Source organism: Escherichia sp. MOD1-EC4550, assembly GCF_963876935.1.
Classification (GTDB): domain Bacteria; phylum Pseudomonadota; class Gammaproteobacteria; order Enterobacterales; family Enterobacteriaceae; genus Escherichia; species Escherichia coli_F.
The window spans coordinates 141273-160267 of sequence record NZ_CAWNSE010000053.1 but is presented as its reverse complement, the minus strand read 5'-3'; the positions used below and the strand labels follow the sequence as shown (position 1 = coordinate 160267).

Sequence of the window (18995 nt, the reverse complement as noted above, 5' to 3'; positions counted from 1 at the left end):
GAAAATCAGCAGTAAGAATCAGAATATTGCTGGCGTGACTCCCGCTACACTTAATACAAAAAGTCACAAGGAAGCCCCAATGGAAACCCCTCAACCCGATAAAACGGGCATGCACATTCTGCTTAAACTGGCCTCGCTGGTAGTAATCCTCGCGGGCATTCACGCAGCGGCAGATATCATTGTGCAACTGTTACTGGCGCTGTTTTTTGCCATCGTCCTCAACCCGCTCGTCACCTGGTTTATTCGTCGCGGAGTACAACGCCCCGTTGCAATTACGATTGTGGTGGTGGTGATGCTGATCGCACTTACCGCACTGGTCGGTGTACTGGCAGCTTCGTTTAACGAATTTATCTCTATGCTGCCGAAGTTTAATAAGGAGCTGACGCGCAAGCTTTTTAAATTGCAGGAGATGTTGCCTTTTCTTAATTTGCATATGTCGCCGGAGCGAATGCTGCAGCGGATGGACTCGGAAAAAGTGGTTACCTTCACCACGGCGCTAATGACCGGGCTTTCCGGGGCAATGGCGAGCGTACTTTTGCTGGTGATGACCGTAGTTTTCATGCTGTTTGAAGTACGCCACGTCCCCTACAAAATGCGTTTTGCGTTGAATAATCCACAGATTCACATCGCCGGGCTACACCGCGCCTTAAAAGGTGTTTCGCACTATCTTGCATTGAAGACACTGCTAAGTTTATGGACAGGCATTATCGTCTGGCTGGGGCTGGAACTTATGGGCGTACAGTTTGCGCTGATGTGGGCGGTACTGGCGTTTTTGCTTAACTACGTCCCCAATATCGGCGCGGTAATTTCCGCCGTACCGCCAATGATTCAGGTGCTGCTGTTTAATGGCGTTTACGAATGTATTCTGGTCGGCGCATTGTTTTTAGTGGTCCATATGGTCATCGGCAATATTTTAGAACCGCGGATGATGGGCCATCGCCTGGGGATGTCCACCATGGTGGTATTTCTTTCATTGTTAATTTGGGGATGGCTGCTCGGCCCGGTAGGGATGCTACTTTCGGTACCATTAACCAGCGTCTGTAAAATCTGGATGGAAACCACCAAAGGCGGTAGCAAACTGGCGATTTTACTGGGACCGGGCAGACCGAAAAGTCGATTACCGGGATGAGGCGACAAGTGATACGATACGCACTTTCATTTTCCATTAAACGTTGGCCCTGATATGTATCGGATAGTTCTGGGGAAAGTTTCGACCTTAAGCGCAGCTCCACTGCCACCGGCTTTACGCGATAAAGCACCGCAAGGTCCACGGCGCGAACGCTGGCTGGCGGGGCGTGCATTGCTTTCACACACGCTTTCCCCGCTACCTGAGATCATCTACGGCGAACAAGGCAAACCCGCATTCGCATCGGAAACGCCGCTATGGTTCAACTTAAGCCATAGCGGTGACGATATCGCCCTGCTGTTGAGCGATGAAGGCGAAGTCGGCTGCGATATCGAAGTGATTCGCCCGCGTGCCAACTGGCGCTGGCTGGCGAACGCGGTGTTCAGCCTCGGAGAACATGCCGAGATGGACGCCGTGCATCCAGATCAGCAACTGGAAATGTTCTGGCGCATCTGGACACGCAAAGAAGCCATCGTTAAACAACGTGGCGGCAGCGCCTGGCAAATCGTCAGCGTAGACAGCACCTATCAGTCCTCGCTGTCAGTCAGCCATTGTCAGCTTGAAAATTTAAGTCTGGCGATCTGCACCCCTACTCCCTTTACGCTCACCGCCGACAGTGTGCAATGGATCGATTCAGTTAACTGATCAGCCCATCCGACTGCCCATCTATTGATCCAGAACAGGTTATCAGTATGACGAATACTTAAAATCGTCATACTTATTTCCGCCATCTATTTTAATCCATTGGGGTTACCATGCTCTCCACACTCCGCCGCACTCTATTTGCGCTGCTGGCTTGTGCGTCTTTTATCGTCCATGCCGCTGCACCAGATGAAATCACCACCGCCTGGCCGGTGAATGTCGGGCCACTAAACCCGCACCTTTACACACCCAACCAGATGTTCGCCCAGAGCATGGTTTATGAACCACTGGTGAAATATCAGGCAGATGGCTCGGTGAGCCCGTGGCTGGCAAAAAGCTGGACCCATTCAGAAGATGGCAAAACCTGGACCTTCACCCTGCGTGATGATGTGAAATTCTCTAACGGTGAACCGTTTGATGCAGAGGCCGCGGCAGAAAACTTCCGCGCTGTGCTCGACAACCGTCAACGTCACGCCTGGCTGGAGCTGGCAAACCAGATTGTTGATGTCAAAGCTCTCAGTAAAACCGAGCTGCAAATCACCCTGAAAAGCGCCTACTACCCTTTCCTGCAAGAACTGGCCCTGCCCCGTCCTTTCCGCTTTATCGCCCCCTCGCAGTTTAAAAATAATGAAACCATGAACGGGATTAACGCGCCGATTGGCACCGGGCCGTGGGTTTTGCAGGAATCGAAACTGAATCAATACGATGTCTTCGTCCGTAACGAAAACTACTGGGGCGAAAAGCCGGCGATTAAGAAGATCACTTTTAACGTCATCCCAGACCCGACTACCCGCGCAGTAGCGTTTGAAACCGGCGATATCGATCTACTATACGGTAATGAAGGGCTATTACCGCTCGATACCTTCGCCCGCTTTAGCCAGAACCCGGCTTACCACACCCAACTGTCACAGCCGATCGAAACCGTGATGCTGGCGCTCAATACTGCCAAAGCCCCCACCAACGAGCTGGCCGTACGTGAAGCTCTCAATTACGCGGTAAACAAAAAATCGCTGATTGATAACGCGTTGTATGGCACCCAGCAGGTCGCCGACACCCTGTTTGCCCCTTCCGTGCCCTATGCCAATCTCGGCCTGAAACCGCGCCAGTACGATCCGCAGAAAGCGAAAGCGTTGCTGGAACAAGCAGGCTGGACGCTGCCCGCAGGCAAAGACATCCGCGAGAAAAATGGTCAGCCGCTGCGCATTGAACTGTCGTTCATCGGCACCGATGCGTTAAGCAAATCAATGGCAGAAATCATTCAGGCTGATATGCGCCAGATTGGCGCGGATGTCACTCTGATCGGCGAAGAAGAGAGCAGTATCTATGCTCGTCAACGCGACGGTCGTTTTGGCATGATTTTCCACCGTACCTGGGGCGCGCCATACGATCCACACGCCTTCCTGAGTTCAATGCGCGTACCGTCGCACGCTGACTTCCAGGCACAGCAAGGTTTAGCCGACAAGCCACTGATTGATAAAGAGATTGGCGAAGTGCTGGCGACACACGACGAAACACAACGTCAGGCACTGTATCGCGACATTCTGACCCGTCTGCATGACGAGGCGGTTTATCTGCCCATCAGCTATATCTCAATGATGGTGGTTTCAAAACCGGAACTGGGTAACATCCCCTACGCGCCGATCGCCACCGAAATCCCGTTCGAACAGATTAAACCGGTGAAACCTTAATGTTGCGTTATGTATTACGCCGCTTTCTGCTGCTGATCCCGATGGTGCTCGCCGCCTCGGTGATCATTTTTCTGATGCTGCGCCTCGGCACCGGCGACCCGGCGCTCGATTATCTGCGTCTGTCTAACCTACCGCCGACGCCGGAAATGCTGGCTTCTACCCGCACCATGCTGGGGCTGGATCAGCCGTTGTACGTGCAGTACGGAACCTGGTTGTGGAAAGCGCTGCATCTTGACTTTGGTATCTCATTCGCCAGCCAACGCCCGGTGCTGGACGATATGCTGACCTTCCTGCCCGCCACGCTGGAACTGGCGGGCGCGGCGCTGGTATTAATTCTGCTCACTTCCGTGCCGCTCGGCATCTGGGCGGCGCGCCATCGCGACCGCCTGCCGGATTTCGCCGTGCGTTTTATCGCGTTTCTTGGCGTGTCGATGCCTAACTTCTGGTTAGCGTTTTTACTGGTGATGGCATTTTCAGTGTATCTGCAATGGCTGCCCGCGATGGGTTACGGCGGCTGGCAGCATATCATTTTGCCTGCTGTTTCCATCGCCTTTATGTCGCTGGCGATTAACGCGCGTCTGCTGCGCGCCAGTATGCTGGACGTCGCGGGTCAGCGTCATGTGACCTGGGCGCGACTGCGCGGCCTGAACGACAAACAGACCGAACGCCGCCATATCCTGCGCAATGCCTCGCTGCCGATGATCACCGCCGTGGGGATGCACATTGGCGAACTGATTGGCGGGACGATGATTATCGAAAACATCTTTGCCTGGCCGGGCGTCGGGCGCTATGCGGTGTCGGCGATTTTCAACCGTGACTATCCGGTGATCCAATGCTTTACGCTGATGATGGTGGTGGTTTTTGTGGTCTGTAATTTGATTGTCGATTTGCTCAACGCCGCGCTGGACCCGCGCATTCGTCGTCATGAAGGAGCGCACGCGTGAACTTTTTCCTCTCTTCTCGCTGGTCGGTACGCCTGGCGCTCATCATTATCGCCCTGCTGGCACTGATTGCGCTCACCAGCCAGTGGTGGCTGCCATACGATCCCCAGGTCATTGATTTGCCGTCGCGTCTGCTTTCTCCGGATGCACAGCACTGGCTGGGCACCGATCACTTAGGACGCGATATTTTCTCACGGCTGATGGCGGCGACCCGTGTGTCGCTTGGCTCGGTAATGGCCTGCCTGCTGTTGGTGCTGGCGTTAGGGCTGATTATTGGCGGCAGCGCCGGGCTGATTGGCGGGCGCGTTGATCAGGCCACCATGCGCGTGGCGGATATGTTTATGACCTTCCCGACGTCGATTCTGTCGTTCTTTATGGTCGGCGTGCTCGGCACCGGGTTGACCAATGTGATTATCGCCATCGCCCTGTCGCACTGGGCGTGGTACGCGCGCATGGTGCGCAGTCTGGTGATTTCACTGCGCCAGCGCGAGTTTGTGCTGGCATCACGGCTTTCTGGCGCGGGCCATGTGCGGGTGTTTATCGATCATCTGGCGGGCGCGGTGATCCCTTCACTGCTGGTGCTGGCGACGCTGGATATCGGCCATATGATGCTACACGTCGCGGGGATGTCCTTCCTCGGTCTCGGCGTGACCGCCCCGACCGCCGAATGGGGCGTGATGATTAACGATGCACGTCAGTATATCTGGACCCAGCCGCTGCAAATGTTCTGGCCGGGACTGGCGCTGTTTATCAGCGTGATGGCCTTTAACCTGGTGGGTGACGCACTGCGCGATCATCTGGACCCTCATCTGGTGACGGAGCACGCACACTAATGCCGCAACAGATTGAACTACGTAATATCGCGCTACAGGCCGCGCAACCGCTGGTGCACGGCGTATCGTTAACCCTGCAACGCGGGCGCGTGCTGGCGTTAGTCGGCGGTAGTGGTAGCGGGAAGTCGCTGACCTGCGCTGCGACGCTGGGCATTCTGCCCGCTGGCGTTCGCCAGACGGCGGGGGAAATTTTGGCCGATGGCAAACCGGTTTCTCCCTGCGCCCTGCGCGGTATCAAAATTGCCACTATCATGCAGAACCCACGCAGTGCCTTTAATCCGCTGCACACCATGCACACGCACGCGCGGGAAACTTGCCAGGCACTGGGGAAACCCGCCGATGACGCCACGCTTATCGCCGCTATAGAAGCGGTAGGGCTGGAAAACGCCGCACGCGTGCTGAAGCTGTACCCGTTCGAGATGAGCGGCGGCATGTTGCAGCGCATGATGATTGCGATGGCAGTGCTATGTGAATCACCGTTTATTATCGCCGATGAACCGACCACCGATCTTGATGTAGTAGCGCAAGCCCGCATTCTGGATCTGCTGGAAAGCATTATGCAAAAACAAGCGCCGGGAATGCTGCTGGTTACCCATGATATGGGCGTGGTAGCGCGTCTGGCAGACGATGTGGCGGTGATGTCTCACGGTAAGATTGTTGAGCAGGGCGATGTCGAAACGCTGTTTAACGCCCCCAAACATGCGGTAACGCGCAGCCTGGTTTCTGCTCACCTCGCGCTTTATGGTATGGAGCTGGCATCATGACTTTACTTAACGTCTCCGACCTTTCACACCAATACGCACACGGTGGATTCAGCGGTAAGCACCAGCATCAGGCAGTGCTCAATAACGTTTCGCTGACCATAAAAAGCGGTGAAACCGTCGCCCTGCTGGGACGCAGCGGCTGCGGAAAAAGTACCCTCGCGCGGCTGCTGGTAGGGTTAGAGTCGCCCTCACAGGGAAATATTAGCTGGCGCGGCGAACCGTTGGCGAAACTCAATCGCGCGCAACGTAAAGCGTTCCGCCGTGATATTCAAATGGTGTTTCAGGACTCCATCAGCGCCGTGAATCCGCGCAAAACCGTGCGCGAGATCCTGCGTGAACCGATGCGCCACCTGCTATCGCTGAAAAAAGCGGAACAACTGGCGCGCGCCAGCGAAATGCTGAAGGCGGTCGATCTCGACGACAGCGTGCTCGACAAGCGCCCACCACAGTTAAGCGGCGGCCAGCTCCAGCGCGTCTGCCTGGCGCGTGCGCTGGCGGTTGAACCAAAACTGCTGATTCTGGATGAAGCCGTTTCCAACCTTGATCTTGTGTTACAGGCGGGTGTCATTCGACTGCTGAAAAAACTGCAACAGCAGTTTGGCACTGCCTGTCTGTTCATCACTCATGACTTACGCTTGGTGGAGCGCTTCTGTCAGCGGGTGATGGTGATGGATAACGGGCAAATTGTCGAAACCCAGGTGGTGGGAGATAAATTAACCTTTTCCTCTGACGCCGGACGTGTGCTACAAAACGCGGTATTACCCGCATTCCCAGTGCGCCGTCGCGCCACAGAAAAGGTTTAAGTCAATGCAACGAGTCACCATCACCCTTGATGACGATTTACTGGAGACGCTGGACAGCCTGAGCCAGCGTCGTGGTTATAACAACCGTTCCGAAGCTATCCGCGATATTTTGCGTAGCGCTCTGGCGCAGGAGGCCACCCAGCAGCACGGCACACAAGGTTTCGCGGTGCTGTCGTATGTGTATGAACACGAAAAACGCGACTTAGCCAGCCGTATTGTCTCCACGCAGCACCATCACCACGATCTCTCGGTTGCTACTCTGCATGTGCACATTAATCACGACGACTGTCTGGAAATCGCCGTGCTGAAAGGTGACATGGGCGACGTGCAGCATTTTGCCGATGACGTTATCGCCCAGCGCGGCGTGCGGCACGGGCATTTGCAGTGCTTGCCGAAGGAAGATTAAGCCCGTAACTACGCCATTGTCCCAATCGTCTTCCTGAATCGCAGCAACGCGATGGTGAAAAACGCGCCGCCAATTGCCATCAACGTCAGGAACTGCGGCCAGACGATTTCGAATCCGGCCCCCCGGTAGAGGATGGCCTGCGCGAGGCTGACAAAGTGTGTCGTTGGCATGGTCAGCATAATGTCCTGCACCATCTGCGGCATACTTTCGCGCGGCGTGGATCCACCAGAAAGCATTTGCAGCGGCAGCAGCACCAGAATCGCCAGCAGCCCCAGTTGTGGCATTGAACGCGCTATCGTCCCCATAAAAATACCGATTGACGTGGTGGCAAACAGACTGAGCGCCACGCCAAGCATAAACAACGGGATCGAGCCTTCTATCGGTACGCCCAGCACGCCTTTTACCATCAGCACCAGCGATAATCCCGATACCACCAGCACCACCAGCCCCATCGACCAGACCTTCGCCATCATGATCTCAAACGGCGTTATCGGCATCACCAGTAAGTGTTCCACCGTGCCGTGTTCACGCTCGCGGATCAGCGCCGATCCGGTCAACACAATCGCCAGCATGGTAATGTTGTTGATGATCGCCATCACCCCGCCAAACCATGCGGGATCGAGGTTCGGATTAAAGCGCATGCGGGTTTCCAGCGATACCAACGGTTCGCTGTTATCACGGTAACGCGCGACAAAGCTGTTCACTTCACCGTTGATAATATTCTGGATATAACCGTTGCCAGTGAATGCCTGGCTCATGCGCGTGGCATCGACGTTCACCTGAATATCCGGCTGGCGTCCTGCGAGGACATCACGCTGAAAATTAGGCGGAATATTTATCGCGAAGGTATAGCGCCCGGCGTCCAGCCCGGCATCCATCTCATCGGCGGTGATCATCTCGGGGGGCAAAAACCACGGGCGGTAGAAGCTGTTAACGATCCGGTTCGATAACTGCGATTGATCCATATCGGCAATAGCGATCGGTGCCAGGTTCAACGATCCTGGCGTGACGGTCGCTGATGAATAAACCGACACCGTAAACGAGAAAATAATCAGCGTCAGCATCGCTTTATCACCAAGCAGACTGCGCAACTCTTTGATACCCAGATTAAAAATATTGCGTAAATGGCGCATCATCCCTCCTGTTTTTTCAGCAGCAGGATGCTTAAGCCCATCACCAGCGGTATGGCTATCAGCAACGGGATAAAAAGTTGCCACAAATCCGTCAGATCCAGCGCCTTCGAGAACGTCCCGCGGGCGATAGTCAGAAAATGACTGGTAGGGTAAACCTCGCCGATCCAACGTCCTGGACCTTCCAGCGAAGCTACCGGATCGATCATCCCGGAAAACTGCGTCGCCGGAATCAACGTGATAATCGCCGTACCGAAAATGGCGGCAATCTGGCTTTTCATAAAGGTGGAGATCAGCAGCCCCATTCCGGTGGCGATGATGATATACAGTAGCGCCGCCAGGGTGAGCGTCAGGAAACTGCCTTTATGCGGTACGCCAAACACAAACACCGACAGGCCGCAGAGCAGGAAAAAGTTCAGCATCCCCAGCGCAATGTACGGCAGCTGTTTGCCAAGTAAAAATTCGCTGCGGGTGGTGGGGGTCACGTAAAGGTTGATAATCGACCCCAACTCTTTTTCCCGCACTACGCTAAGGGCGCTTAACATCGACGGAATCATCATCAGCAACAGCGGGATCACCGCCGGAACAATCGCTGGCAGGCTTTTTACGTCCGGGTTATAGCGATAGCGTGTCTCAATATTCATCAGCCCGCTTTGGCTCGCGGGCGTGGATTGCCGACTCGCCACATCCTGTAGCCAGCTCTGGTGCATGGCCTGCACGTAACCTTTTACCGTTTCGGCACGACTGGGCATCGCACCGTCGATCCAGACACCGAGTTCCACAGGCGTACCACGCGCGATATCGCGCCCGAAATTGGGTGGAATCTCAATCGCCACCGTGATATCGCCCGCACGCATCCGACGATCAAGCTCGTCATAACTGGTGAGCGGCGGCTGCTCGATAAAGTAACGGGAACCGGAGAGATTGAGCGTCCACGCCTGGCTACTGACGGTCTGGTCGCGGTCGAGCACCGCAAAGCGCAGATTTTCCACATCCATACTGATGCCGTAACCCATTATCAGCATCAGGATCACCGTTCCCATCAGCGCCAGCGTCGAACGTACCGGATCGCGGCGCAGTTCCAGTGCTTCGCGACGGCTGTAGCTAAACAGACGTCGCAGGCTAAATCCCTGACGCGGGACGTGGGTGGTGTCATGTACCACGGGCGGCGCTTCGGCTTCGTTGCTCTGCCCTGCCGCTTCCTGCAAATAGGCGATAAATGCCTCTTCCAGACTGGCGGCTCCGCGTTTCTCAACCAGTTCCTGCGGTGTACCGCTGGCAAGCACTTTTCCGGCGTGCATCAGTGAGATGCGGTCGCAGCGTTCCGCTTCGTTCATAAAGTGGGTGGAGATGAAAATGGTCACTTTGTCCTGGCGCGAAAGATCGACCATTAACTGCCAGAACATATCCCTCGCCACTGGATCGACGCCAGAAGTAGGCTCATCGAGGATTAACATTTCCGGGCGATGAATCACCGCCACCGCCAGCGAAAGCCGCTGGCGAATGCCGAGCGGCAATGACTCCGGCAGAACATCTTCAACGTCGTTGAGCTTAAAACGCTCGCTCATTTCAGCCACTCGCGCGGGAATTTCCGCTTCCGGAATGTGAAACAAACGGGCATGTAACTCCAGGTTTTGCCGCACGGTGAGTTCGTTATAGAGCGAAAACGCCTGCGACATATAGCCCACCCGACGGCGAGTATCGATATCTTTTGGATCAACCGGTTGCCCGAACAGCCACGCCTCACCTTCGCTGGCAGGCAGCAGTCCGGTAAGCATTTTCATGGTGGTGGATTTACCGCAGCCGTTCGAACCGAGGAAGCCAAAAATCTCCCCGCGTGGAATGCGGAAATTGACGTGATCAACGGCAACGAAGGAACCAAAACGCATGGTCAGATCGCGCGCTTCGATGGCAATCTCTGCGTTTTCAGGTTGATACGGTGGGATCACTACCGCCTGATGCGCCTGGCGTTGCGCTTGCGGTAACAGATTTATAAATGCTTCTTCCAGCGTGGCGCTTTGCGTTTGCTGCCGCAGTTCTTCGGCGCTGCCAGTCGCCAGTACTTCTCCGGCATTCATCGCTACCAGCCAGTCGAAGCGTTCCGCCTCTTCCATATAGGCGGTGGCAACCAGCACGCTCATATTGCTCTGCCGCTGGCGAATACTGTCGATCAGATCCCAGAACTGGGCGCGAGAGAGCGGGTCAACCCCCGTTGTTGGCTCATCAAGAATCAATAATTCCGGGTCGTGGATTAAAGCACAGCACAGCCCCAGCTTTTGCTTCATCCCGCCGGAGAGTTTACCTGCCGGACGATCGCGAAACGGTGCTAACCCGGTGCTGGTCAGCAGCTCATTAATTCGGACTTCCCGCTCCGCTTTGTCGTGACCGAACAGGCGGGCGAAAAAATCGACGTTTTCATACACCGACAAGGTGTGGTAGAGGTTTTTGCCCAGTCCCTGCGGCATCCAGGCAATGCGCGGGCAGACGTCACGGCGATGCCTCGAGTCGCGCATATCGCCGCCCAGCACGATCACGTTGCCCTGCTCAATGACGCGGGCACCGGAAATCAGTGACAACAAACTAGACTTCCCGACGCCGTCCGGGCCAATCAGCCCGACCATACAGCGGGCCGGAATGTCGAGAGTGATATTGTTCAGCGCAACAGTTTTTCCATAATGCTGACTCACGCCCGCCAGTTGCGCGACAGGCGGGACGGGAACCAGTTCCAGATGCGTCATTGCGGCAACCTCACCACCAGGTCGTCAGGCCACGGAAGTTCTTCATTCACCCGCACCCACGCTACGCCCGGCAATCCGGTTTTGACATATTCCAGATGTTGCTGGAGTAATTCCGGTGGGATACGCGCTTTGACGCGGAACATCAGTTTCAGCCGCTCATCGCTGGTTTCGACGGTTTTTGGCGTGAACTGGGCGACGCTGGCGACAAAGCTGATGGACGCAGGAATACGCAGATCTGGCGCGGCATCGAGGATCAGTCGGGCTTCGCCGCCCAGTTTCAGCGTGCCCGCCTGTTCGGTTGGCAGGAAGAAGGTCATATAGACGTCGCTGAGATCGACCATATTCAGCACCCGACCGCCTGCCGCCAGCACTTCGCCTGGCTCGGCAACCCGATACTGCACGCGTCCGTCACGCGGGGCTTTCAGTTCGCTGTCATCGATATCTGCGGCAATGCGCCGCTCAGTGGCTTGTGCCGCTTCGACGCGCGTTTGCGCCTGAATGATATTGGTATGTGCCGCTTCTATAGCCGCTTTAGAAGCCGATACCTGAGCTTTCGCCGACTCCAGCGCGGCTCGGGCGCTCTCGGCGGCGGCGCGATCGTCATCCAGCTGTTGCGCAGAAATAGCCCCCCGTTGGGCAAGCGAGCGGGAACGCGTATGACGTTTAGCCACGGAGTCCAGTTCTGCCTGGCGTTGATTAACCAGCGACTGTGCGGCGCGAGTTTCGCTTTGCCGTTGCTCCAGCAAAGCCTGCGCGGCGGCAACGGCGCTTTGTGCCTCTTTGATTTGCGCGATAGCTTCCAGTCGCTGTTCCTGCAACACGCGAGTATCCATCTTCGCCAGCACTTCACCTTCACGAACAAACTGGCCTTCTTTCACCAGAATGGTGTCGATACGCCCGGCAATTTTGCTGGCGATATCCACTTCCGTCGCTTCAATACGCCCATTGCTGACGGCAAAGCCTTCCGGCACACCTGCCGGGCGCAACAGCCACCACGCCACGACAGCAACCACTGCCAGTAACCCGACAACCCACCACGCCAGATGGCGCTTACTCTTATCCATAATCGACCCGCCATAATCCCTGTAAGCAAACGACACGTGTTACAACTGCCGCCGAACGACGTTCAGCGGATTCATCCATCCGGGATAAGAAGGAAACGGCAAATACGACCAGCGCACAGAGCATTGAGCGCCAATGGGGAAGGCTTAGTGAAAACGGGTAGTAATGTTGTCATCATCAGCATTCCTGGCCGTAAATGAAACACGCATACTCATAAGTGTGATCTATAAAACTGGCTGATAAAACGGTATCCATCCTGTTGGATAGCGTTTCACGCCTGTTCAGTTGCAGGAACAGAGCATTCCTTTTTACGTTTTATCAACAGTCTCAACCAGATAGTAACATTAATATTCATGTTGTCTATGGTTCAAAGCTGTAACAGCGTGCGCCTTCTACTCAAAGGCATAAGTTCATTTCTGTTTTTTTCATGCTGGTAAGACGTCCAGGGAGCGGTTACCTCAGGCCCTGCACCAGGATTAATTTGGCAATTATGCATACTGTACATCCTTCCGGCATGTTTACTGTCACGGGCGTTCAGACCTAAAACAGCCCCCATTTCACCTATGAGTTCTCTTCCACCATTACCGTTATGTGCAACAACTTGATTTATACCTAACATTTGTGAGCATGCTAATAGTGCTTCAAGTTTGGGCCTGTAATCTGTCGAGATGGAAAAATAACGATTAAAAGATTGACAAGAGATGGCCCGGCTAATTTTAAATTTTTTACCATTAATTATGGTATGATGCTTTTTATTAATGATTGCCGCTAATTCGACCGGATCGAGAACATTGGTCATTTCATCTTTAGAGACTGTTATCGGACCTAAAATGTAACGTTCGCGTTGTATGTCGAAAGTTATCCCATGATGATTTGCCATTATTTTATATTTGGGGTCATAGAAACATACAGGATAATCTTTTATCCCAGCGTAGGTATCTTCATTAAGTGGTTTCATGCGCGTGAAGTTCTGCATATAGTTACCATTGCAATTTGTTTCATGATTTCCAGCTAATACATGAACATTTTCATTGATACTCATTATGCGTTTTAACAAATCGATGATAAATTGATCGCCACAGATATTACTAAACCGATCGCCGGTTTGGTCACCCAGAAACGTACATGGCGTCACTGCGCCTTTATTAATAACCAAATAAGACTGAAGACTTTCTAAAACTATATCTCTTCTGTTCAGAATACTGATTATTGTATTAACATTAGTGTCAAGTTGCTCATTAAAGTTCTCCCTTAGCAATACGTTGAGAACTTCATCTTCTATATTAAGCAACTGACTAAGGAAATTTTCTCCTTCAGCCATAATACCCAAATGACCTGTTGCAGTAAGCGCATACAAAACGGCACCGACTGAGCCATCGGTATCACCGAAATAGGTCGGTCTGGTACTTGTAGGATCAACGGGTGAGCAATTTGAGAAATAGACTCTATTAGCAAAATGGGCCTTTATTACTGTTTCGAATTTAATATCAAATATATTGTATTGCGAAGTTTTCCAGTCCCAGAGGGGTTTGTACGACTCAGTAACTACAATATCATTCATATTACCATCTTCTGTCATGGCATTAAGAAAACAAACAATGCTGCGCCAATTTATTTCTATGTTATCAAGAGGGCAACCGTAATTTTTTCCATTAATTGTCACAATAAACTGATAACTATTATTCCTGCGTAGGATATGAACACGCATGCCCGATAGCATACTATATTTTTCTGATTGATACGTCTGTATGGAAAATGAAATCTTGTCATCTTGAAAAGATTGTTGGAAACGTTCTATTTGCCAGTCATCTATTTTTTCCACAACTTCACCGAGCATTGTCCTGGCAATACTTGATATGTCATCACCTAAGCCATTTGCTATATACCCAAACAGTTCTTTAGTGAAGTTGGTAACATGATCTTGCATAATGTCATTTGCGGGGATTGTCATAGTACTGTCGTGAGTACCGGTCACAGCTCCAATTTTCATTTTTTACCTCATGCTATTCACCGCGAGGAATACGTAGTTAATATTTAATCTTATGACATACACCTCATGTTCGATGGAAAAACAATTATATTTTGCACAAATCATTCAGCCTTAAGGCATAATATGAAATTTCTTATCTCAAAGTAGACAAAATCCCTAGAGATTGTAGAGGCGTTATCAGAACATACCTCTACAATCGATTAAGAAAACCTATGAAATACTTTCAGAATTAATAAGACATACCACAGTATTCATGGAGTTTTAATGAGATTGAAAACAACTAAGCCCTGATAAATAGATTATTTCATTATTTTTATCACGTACTTTCTTCCGGGAATTTAGACCCATAATACCATTATCAAATTGTTGATTCTGATCTACCCCGAGCCCATGATGGCCATATTTTTGTCTAATGTATTTGCTGGGGTCTTCACATTTGAGTTTCTCTCCACATTTAAAGATATCTTCAGGTTTTGGTCTGAAATCAGTAGTGTTATTAAAATAATTGTCATATACAGGTGTGGATGCTATAGCATTGCTTCTAATTAGATGGATAAGACGATCATCCATGTGTTGTTTATGTTTTTTATTAAATATATTTGCTAATTCCTCAGGATCAATTGGGTCTTTCATCTGATTAAATGGAACCTGCAAAGCACCTAGACAATAACATTCATTTTCTTCATTTCTTATTATTCCGTGATGACTGGTTAAAACTTTCGTTTCTGAGTCATAATTACAAACATCGAGCGTTTTAATTAAATTATATGTATCACCGGAAGAGAGTTTATGATTTGCTAGTCGTGCACTATAGTTACCATTAAAATTGATTTCATGATTTCCAGCCAGAACGACGACATTTTTATTTATACGACTATCTTTATTACCCTCCATATTTCGCATAGAATTTAGCAAAGTAAGGATATATTTATCACCAAAAATAGTACTAAATCTATCGCCTGTATGATCCCCAAGAAAGATACAAGGGGTAATCGCATCGCCTTTTAAAAAAACATGTTGATGCAACTCATTCAAGATCATGTCTCTCGTATCTAATAAAGTAAAGAGTTTTTTCAATTTTTTATTTTCATATGCGAATGAAGCCATGTCTTCGTGTTTTAATAATTCACATAATAAACTCCATCCCTTTTCCCTGATGCCTATATGCCCTGAAACGAGCAATGCATAAAGTACAGCGCCCACTCTTCCATCTGTATCGCCAAAATAAGCCGTGTTGGGATTTTGTGGGTTAATTACACCACACTGTTTATAAAAATCTATTTTTGAAAACACAGAATTAACATAGCTAGCAAACTTATCCTTAGAAAACGTCTCTTTAGAGACATCCCAACGCCAGTCAGCTTTAAAATTACCGCTAAGAAGAGTAAAGAAATTTTCAGGTATGATAGAAAGCCCATTAACTTTATAAATTATGTCTGATTTATCTCCGGAGAAATTAATAAAATAATAACCGTCCTTACGCTCAATCGTAACGGTAATGGGAGACGATAATTTTATCACATGGTTATTGTCTGGTATAATTGTAAAGATAAACGTGTCAGTAGTATTGTCGGCGAAACTATTATATTCTTGAATATCTATGGATGGCTCACTGTTGTAAAACCATATTTTTTCTATCTGAGGACTATGTTCAGTTACCTTCCAGCAGCCATGTTGCAGGAAATAGATGATATGCAGGCCAAAATCGTTATCTATTTGCGAATGTTTATCCAGATTATCAATTTCAACTATCTTTGAACGATGTTTTTTATCAACCTTGCCATGGTGTTGATGACTGTTAACTTTATCTGAATACTTATCTTGATGGTTTGAAGAGATGTGCTTAAATATATTGTGAAATACTTTCATAAATAACCCGTGATATTTTTGACTTGTTAGTAACAAAATAAATGACACATGTCTGAAAGACATATTTACGATGATACAAAGCAATAATACTTATATGTTCGATGATTTTAAGCACCGATACCATCCGGTCTTTTACCAAATAATGAAAAAGAATCCCTCCCTGGAAGATAATTGAAAAAAACAAGAGAATAAGAATTAATCTTAGGATAAATATTTATTTACCATGGCCTTTTGAACGCTGAAAAGTGGCACTCGGCAAAGTAAACCCAGCTATAGTTATGCTATGCATTTGTCTTTAATGATATCTCGTCATTTTATTAACAGACTGAAATTATCATTAATGCACATTTCGATATTAGCAGGGATACCTGAGGAGTTTAAAGTGAACATATATATCGGGTGGCTTTTCAAATTAATCCCCTTGATTATGGGGTTAATTTGTATCGCGTTAGGTGGCTTTGTGCTGGAAAGTTCAGGGCAAAGCGAGTATTTCGTCGCGGGTCATGTGCTGATTTCTCTGGCAGCCATATGCCTGGCATTATTCACTACCGCATTTATTATCATTTCGCAGCTCACGCGCGGCGTTAATACGTTTTACAATACACTGTTCCCCATTATTGGCTATGCGGGGTCAATTATCACCATGATATGGGGTTGGGCACTGTTAGCAGGCAATGATGTGATGGCAGACGAGTTTGTCGCCGGTCATGTGATTTTCGGCGTTGGTATGATTGCCGCCTGTGTATCGACAGTGGCAGCGTCATCCGGTCACTTTCTGCTCATTCCCAAAAATGCATCGGGGAGCAAAAGCGACGGAACGCCGGTACAGGCTTATTCTTCATTAATCGGTAATTGCCTCATTGCCGTTCCCGTATTACTCACCCTGCTCGGTTTCATTTGGTCGATAACGCTGTTACGCAGTGCCGACATAACCCCACATTATGTCGCCGGTCACGTATTGCTTGGGTTAACCGCAATCTGTGCCTGTCTCATTGGCCTTGTAGCCACAATCGTCCATCAAACACGTAATACGTTCTCATCCAAAGAGCACTGGCTGTGGTGTTATTGGGTTATTTTTCTCGGCTCAATCACGGTGCTGCAGGGCATATACGTCTTAGTCAGTTCCGATGCAAGCGCTCGACTGGCTCCCGGCATTATTCTCATTTGCCTCGGAATGATCTGTTACAGCATATTCTCAAAAGTCTGGCTACTGGCACTGGTCTGGAGACGTACCTGTTCATTAGCCAACAGAATTCCGATGATTCCCGTCTTCACCTGCCTGTTTTGCCTTTTCCTGGCATCGTTTCTTGCGGAAATGGCGCAGACCGACATGGGATATTTTATTCCTTCGCGGGTTCTGGTCGGTTTGGGAGCGGTATGCTTTACGTTGTTCTCAATCGTTTCAATATTAGAAGCGGGTTCTGCTAAAAAATAATTGCAACGTACCGGATAAAACCAGCGTCGACCAATTGCGTAACGCTGGTTTTTCTTAGGTAGAATGAAATAACGCAGCATTAATGCATAGTGGTTAAGTATAAAAAACAGCAAAGTTACTGTTTTTTCAACCTGTTCATATTTTATAAAGATCAGCCCACTGGGTGAGTTTTCAATCACCTTTCCCTCCACCTTATATTAAGCATGGGGGTTCAGTTCACGGGCTCATTAGAAAATAATCACAAGATAGCCACTATCAAAATTAGCTCATTTTTAATGCGGCTCTAATAATTTTCATCTTTAGGTAATAGGTCAGGACGACTTCGCTGCAATCAAATCCTGCGCACAAGCCCACGCACTCGACCACGCCCACTGGAAGTTATAGCCCCCCAGCCAGCCGGTAACGTCCATCACTTCGCCGATAAAGTACAGCCCAGGCACTTTGCGCGCTTCCATCGTCCGTGAAGAGAGTTCGTTGGTGTCCACGCCGCCGAGCGTCACTTCGGCAGTGCGATAGCCTTCAGTGCCGTTGGGTTGTACGCGCCAGTCGGTCAATGTGCTAATCAGTGCCTGTTGGTCACGCACGTTGAGCTGTTTTAGCGAAACATCCGGGATTTGCCCAAGTTGCTGTAAGCGTTCAACCAACCGCTTCGGTAGATGAACCGCCAGTGTGTTTTTCAGGCTCTGATTCGGATGTGCGTTACGCTGCTCATTCAGGAAGGTTTCGAGGTCTACATCCGGTAGCAGATTGATGCTGACAAATTCCCCCGGTTGCCAGTAGCTGGAAATCTGCAACACCGCCGGTCCAGATAAGCCGCGGTGGGTGAAGAGTAAGTTCTCACGGAAAACGGTGCCGTTTTCAGCGGTAATCACGGAAGGCACCGCCACGCCTGCCAGCACCTGTAACTCTTCGAGCAACGGTTTATGCAGAGTGAATGGCACCAGACCCGCGCGGGTCGGCAGCACGTTGAGGCCAAATTGTTCGGCAATCTTATAACCAAACGGCGACGCGCCCAGCCCTGGCATTGACAGTCCACCGGTCGCGATGACCAGTTTTTCGCTACCGACGGTCATGCCATTCAGTTCAAGCGTGAAGCCTGTTTCATCCTTCGCCACACTCAGCACTTCGCTTCGCAATCTGAAGGTCACATTGCCCTTCTCGCACTCAGCCACCAGCATGTCGACAATCTGCTGCGCGGAGTCATCACAGAAGAGTTGCCCTAACGTTTTCTCGTGCCAGGCAATGCCGTGTTTATTGACCAGATCAATGAAATCCCACTGGGTAAAACGCGCGAGTGCAGACTTACAAAAATGCGGATTCTGGCTCAGATAAGCGCCCGGTTCGACATAAAGGTTGGTAAAGTTGCAGCGCCCACCGCCAGACATGAGGATTTTGCGCCCTGGTTTTTTACCATTATCGATCAGCAGAACCCGGCGTCCTGCCTGACCTGCCAGCGCAGAACAGAACATACCCGCCGCACCAGCGCCTATAATAATGGCATCAAACCTTTCCACGTTGCGCTCCTCTAAGAAAAAACGGGCGTGAATTGTAAAGATTCCTCAGTGGTC

General features: G+C 50.5%; 16 protein-coding genes. 9 read left to right on the top strand and 7 right to left on the bottom strand.

Features of this window, described 5'->3' with window-relative positions:
• Positions 1–79: 79 nt before the first annotated feature.
• From AACU19_RS22770 to nikR, 8 genes are all read left to right on the top strand, one after another.
• Positions 80–1129, top strand: coding sequence for an AI-2E family transporter (locus tag AACU19_RS22770; protein ID WP_001353619.1), 1050 nt, complete (start codon positions 80–82; stop codon positions 1127–1129).
• 54 nt (positions 1130–1183) lie between these two features.
• Entirely contained in the window at positions 1184–1771 is a 588-nt protein-coding gene (gene acpT, locus AACU19_RS22765) for a 4'-phosphopantetheinyl transferase AcpT (RefSeq protein ID WP_032185350.1), read from the top strand.
• 110 nt (positions 1772–1881) lie between these two features.
• Complete coding sequence (gene nikA / locus AACU19_RS22760; protein ID WP_105278589.1) at positions 1882–3456, top strand: nickel ABC transporter substrate-binding protein; 1575 nt, start codon at positions 1882–1884, stop codon at positions 3454–3456.
• Positions 3456–4400 (top strand): nickel ABC transporter permease subunit NikB, encoded by a 945-nt coding sequence (nikB, locus tag AACU19_RS22755; RefSeq protein ID WP_000947080.1) that lies wholly within the window; start codon positions 3456–3458, stop codon positions 4398–4400. Before nikA ends, nikB begins: the two co-directional genes overlap by 1 nt.
• Positions 4397–5230, top strand: a complete 834-nt coding sequence (nikC, locus tag AACU19_RS22750; protein ID WP_001008971.1) for a nickel ABC transporter permease subunit NikC — start codon at positions 4397–4399, stop codon at positions 5228–5230. Before nikB ends, nikC begins: the two co-directional genes overlap by 4 nt.
• On the top strand, positions 5230–5994 hold the full coding sequence (gene nikD / locus AACU19_RS22745) for a nickel import ATP-binding protein NikD (protein ID WP_103253587.1): 765 nt from the start codon (positions 5230–5232) through the stop codon (positions 5992–5994). The genes nikC and nikD overlap by 1 nt, the downstream gene beginning before the upstream one ends.
• On the top strand, positions 5991–6797 hold the full coding sequence (gene nikE / locus AACU19_RS22740) for a nickel import ATP-binding protein NikE (protein WP_105278588.1): 807 nt from the start codon (positions 5991–5993) through the stop codon (positions 6795–6797). The genes nikD and nikE overlap by 4 nt, the downstream gene beginning before the upstream one ends.
• 4 nt (positions 6798–6801) lie before the next feature.
• Positions 6802–7203: a nickel-responsive transcriptional regulator NikR gene (nikR, locus tag AACU19_RS22735; RefSeq protein WP_001190062.1), complete on the top strand. Its 402-nt coding sequence runs from the start codon at positions 6802–6804 to the stop codon at positions 7201–7203.
• An 8-nt stretch (positions 7204–7211) separates the two neighbouring features.
• Here nikR and AACU19_RS22730 read toward each other — a convergent pair whose 3' ends face one another.
• The 6 genes from AACU19_RS22730 to AACU19_RS22705 form a co-directional block, all read right to left on the bottom strand.
• Complete coding sequence (locus tag AACU19_RS22730) at positions 7212–8336, bottom strand: ABC transporter permease (protein ID WP_105278587.1); 1125 nt, start codon at positions 8334–8336, stop codon at positions 7212–7214.
• Positions 8336–11071, bottom strand: coding sequence for a ribosome-associated ATPase/putative transporter RbbA (rbbA, locus tag AACU19_RS22725; protein ID WP_105278586.1), 2736 nt, complete (start codon positions 11069–11071; stop codon positions 8336–8338). The genes AACU19_RS22730 and rbbA overlap by 1 nt, the downstream gene beginning before the upstream one ends.
• A complete protein-coding gene (locus AACU19_RS22720) occupies positions 11068–12135 on the bottom strand; it encodes an HlyD family secretion protein (RefSeq protein WP_105278585.1) in 1068 nt (355 codons plus the stop codon). Before AACU19_RS22720 ends, rbbA begins: the two co-directional genes overlap by 4 nt.
• Positions 12136–12206: 71 nt before the next feature.
• Positions 12207–12311, bottom strand: a complete 105-nt coding sequence (yhiY, locus tag AACU19_RS22715; RefSeq protein ID WP_213054493.1) for a hypothetical protein — start codon at positions 12309–12311, stop codon at positions 12207–12209.
• A 189-nt stretch (positions 12312–12500) separates the two neighbouring features.
• Positions 12501–14123: a DUF4049 domain-containing protein gene (locus AACU19_RS22710; protein WP_105278584.1), complete on the bottom strand. Its 1623-nt coding sequence runs from the start codon at positions 14121–14123 to the stop codon at positions 12501–12503.
• A 261-nt stretch (positions 14124–14384) separates the two neighbouring features.
• Positions 14385–15992, bottom strand: a complete 1608-nt coding sequence (locus tag AACU19_RS22705) for a DUF4049 domain-containing protein (RefSeq protein ID WP_123057644.1) — start codon at positions 15990–15992, stop codon at positions 14385–14387.
• A 382-nt stretch (positions 15993–16374) separates the two neighbouring features.
• Between AACU19_RS22705 and AACU19_RS22700 the strand changes: the two genes are divergently transcribed.
• The gene (locus AACU19_RS22700) at positions 16375–17427 is read left to right on the top strand and encodes a DUF2776 domain-containing protein (RefSeq protein WP_001028909.1); all 1053 of its coding nucleotides are present in this window, start codon (positions 16375–16377) and stop codon (positions 17425–17427) included.
• A 311-nt stretch (positions 17428–17738) separates the two neighbouring features.
• Here the strand turns inward: AACU19_RS22700 and AACU19_RS22695 are convergent, their stop codons facing one another.
• On the bottom strand, positions 17739–18941 hold the full coding sequence (locus tag AACU19_RS22695; protein ID WP_032185366.1) for an NAD(P)/FAD-dependent oxidoreductase: 1203 nt from the start codon (positions 18939–18941) through the stop codon (positions 17739–17741).
• Positions 18942–18995 lie beyond the last annotated feature (54 nt).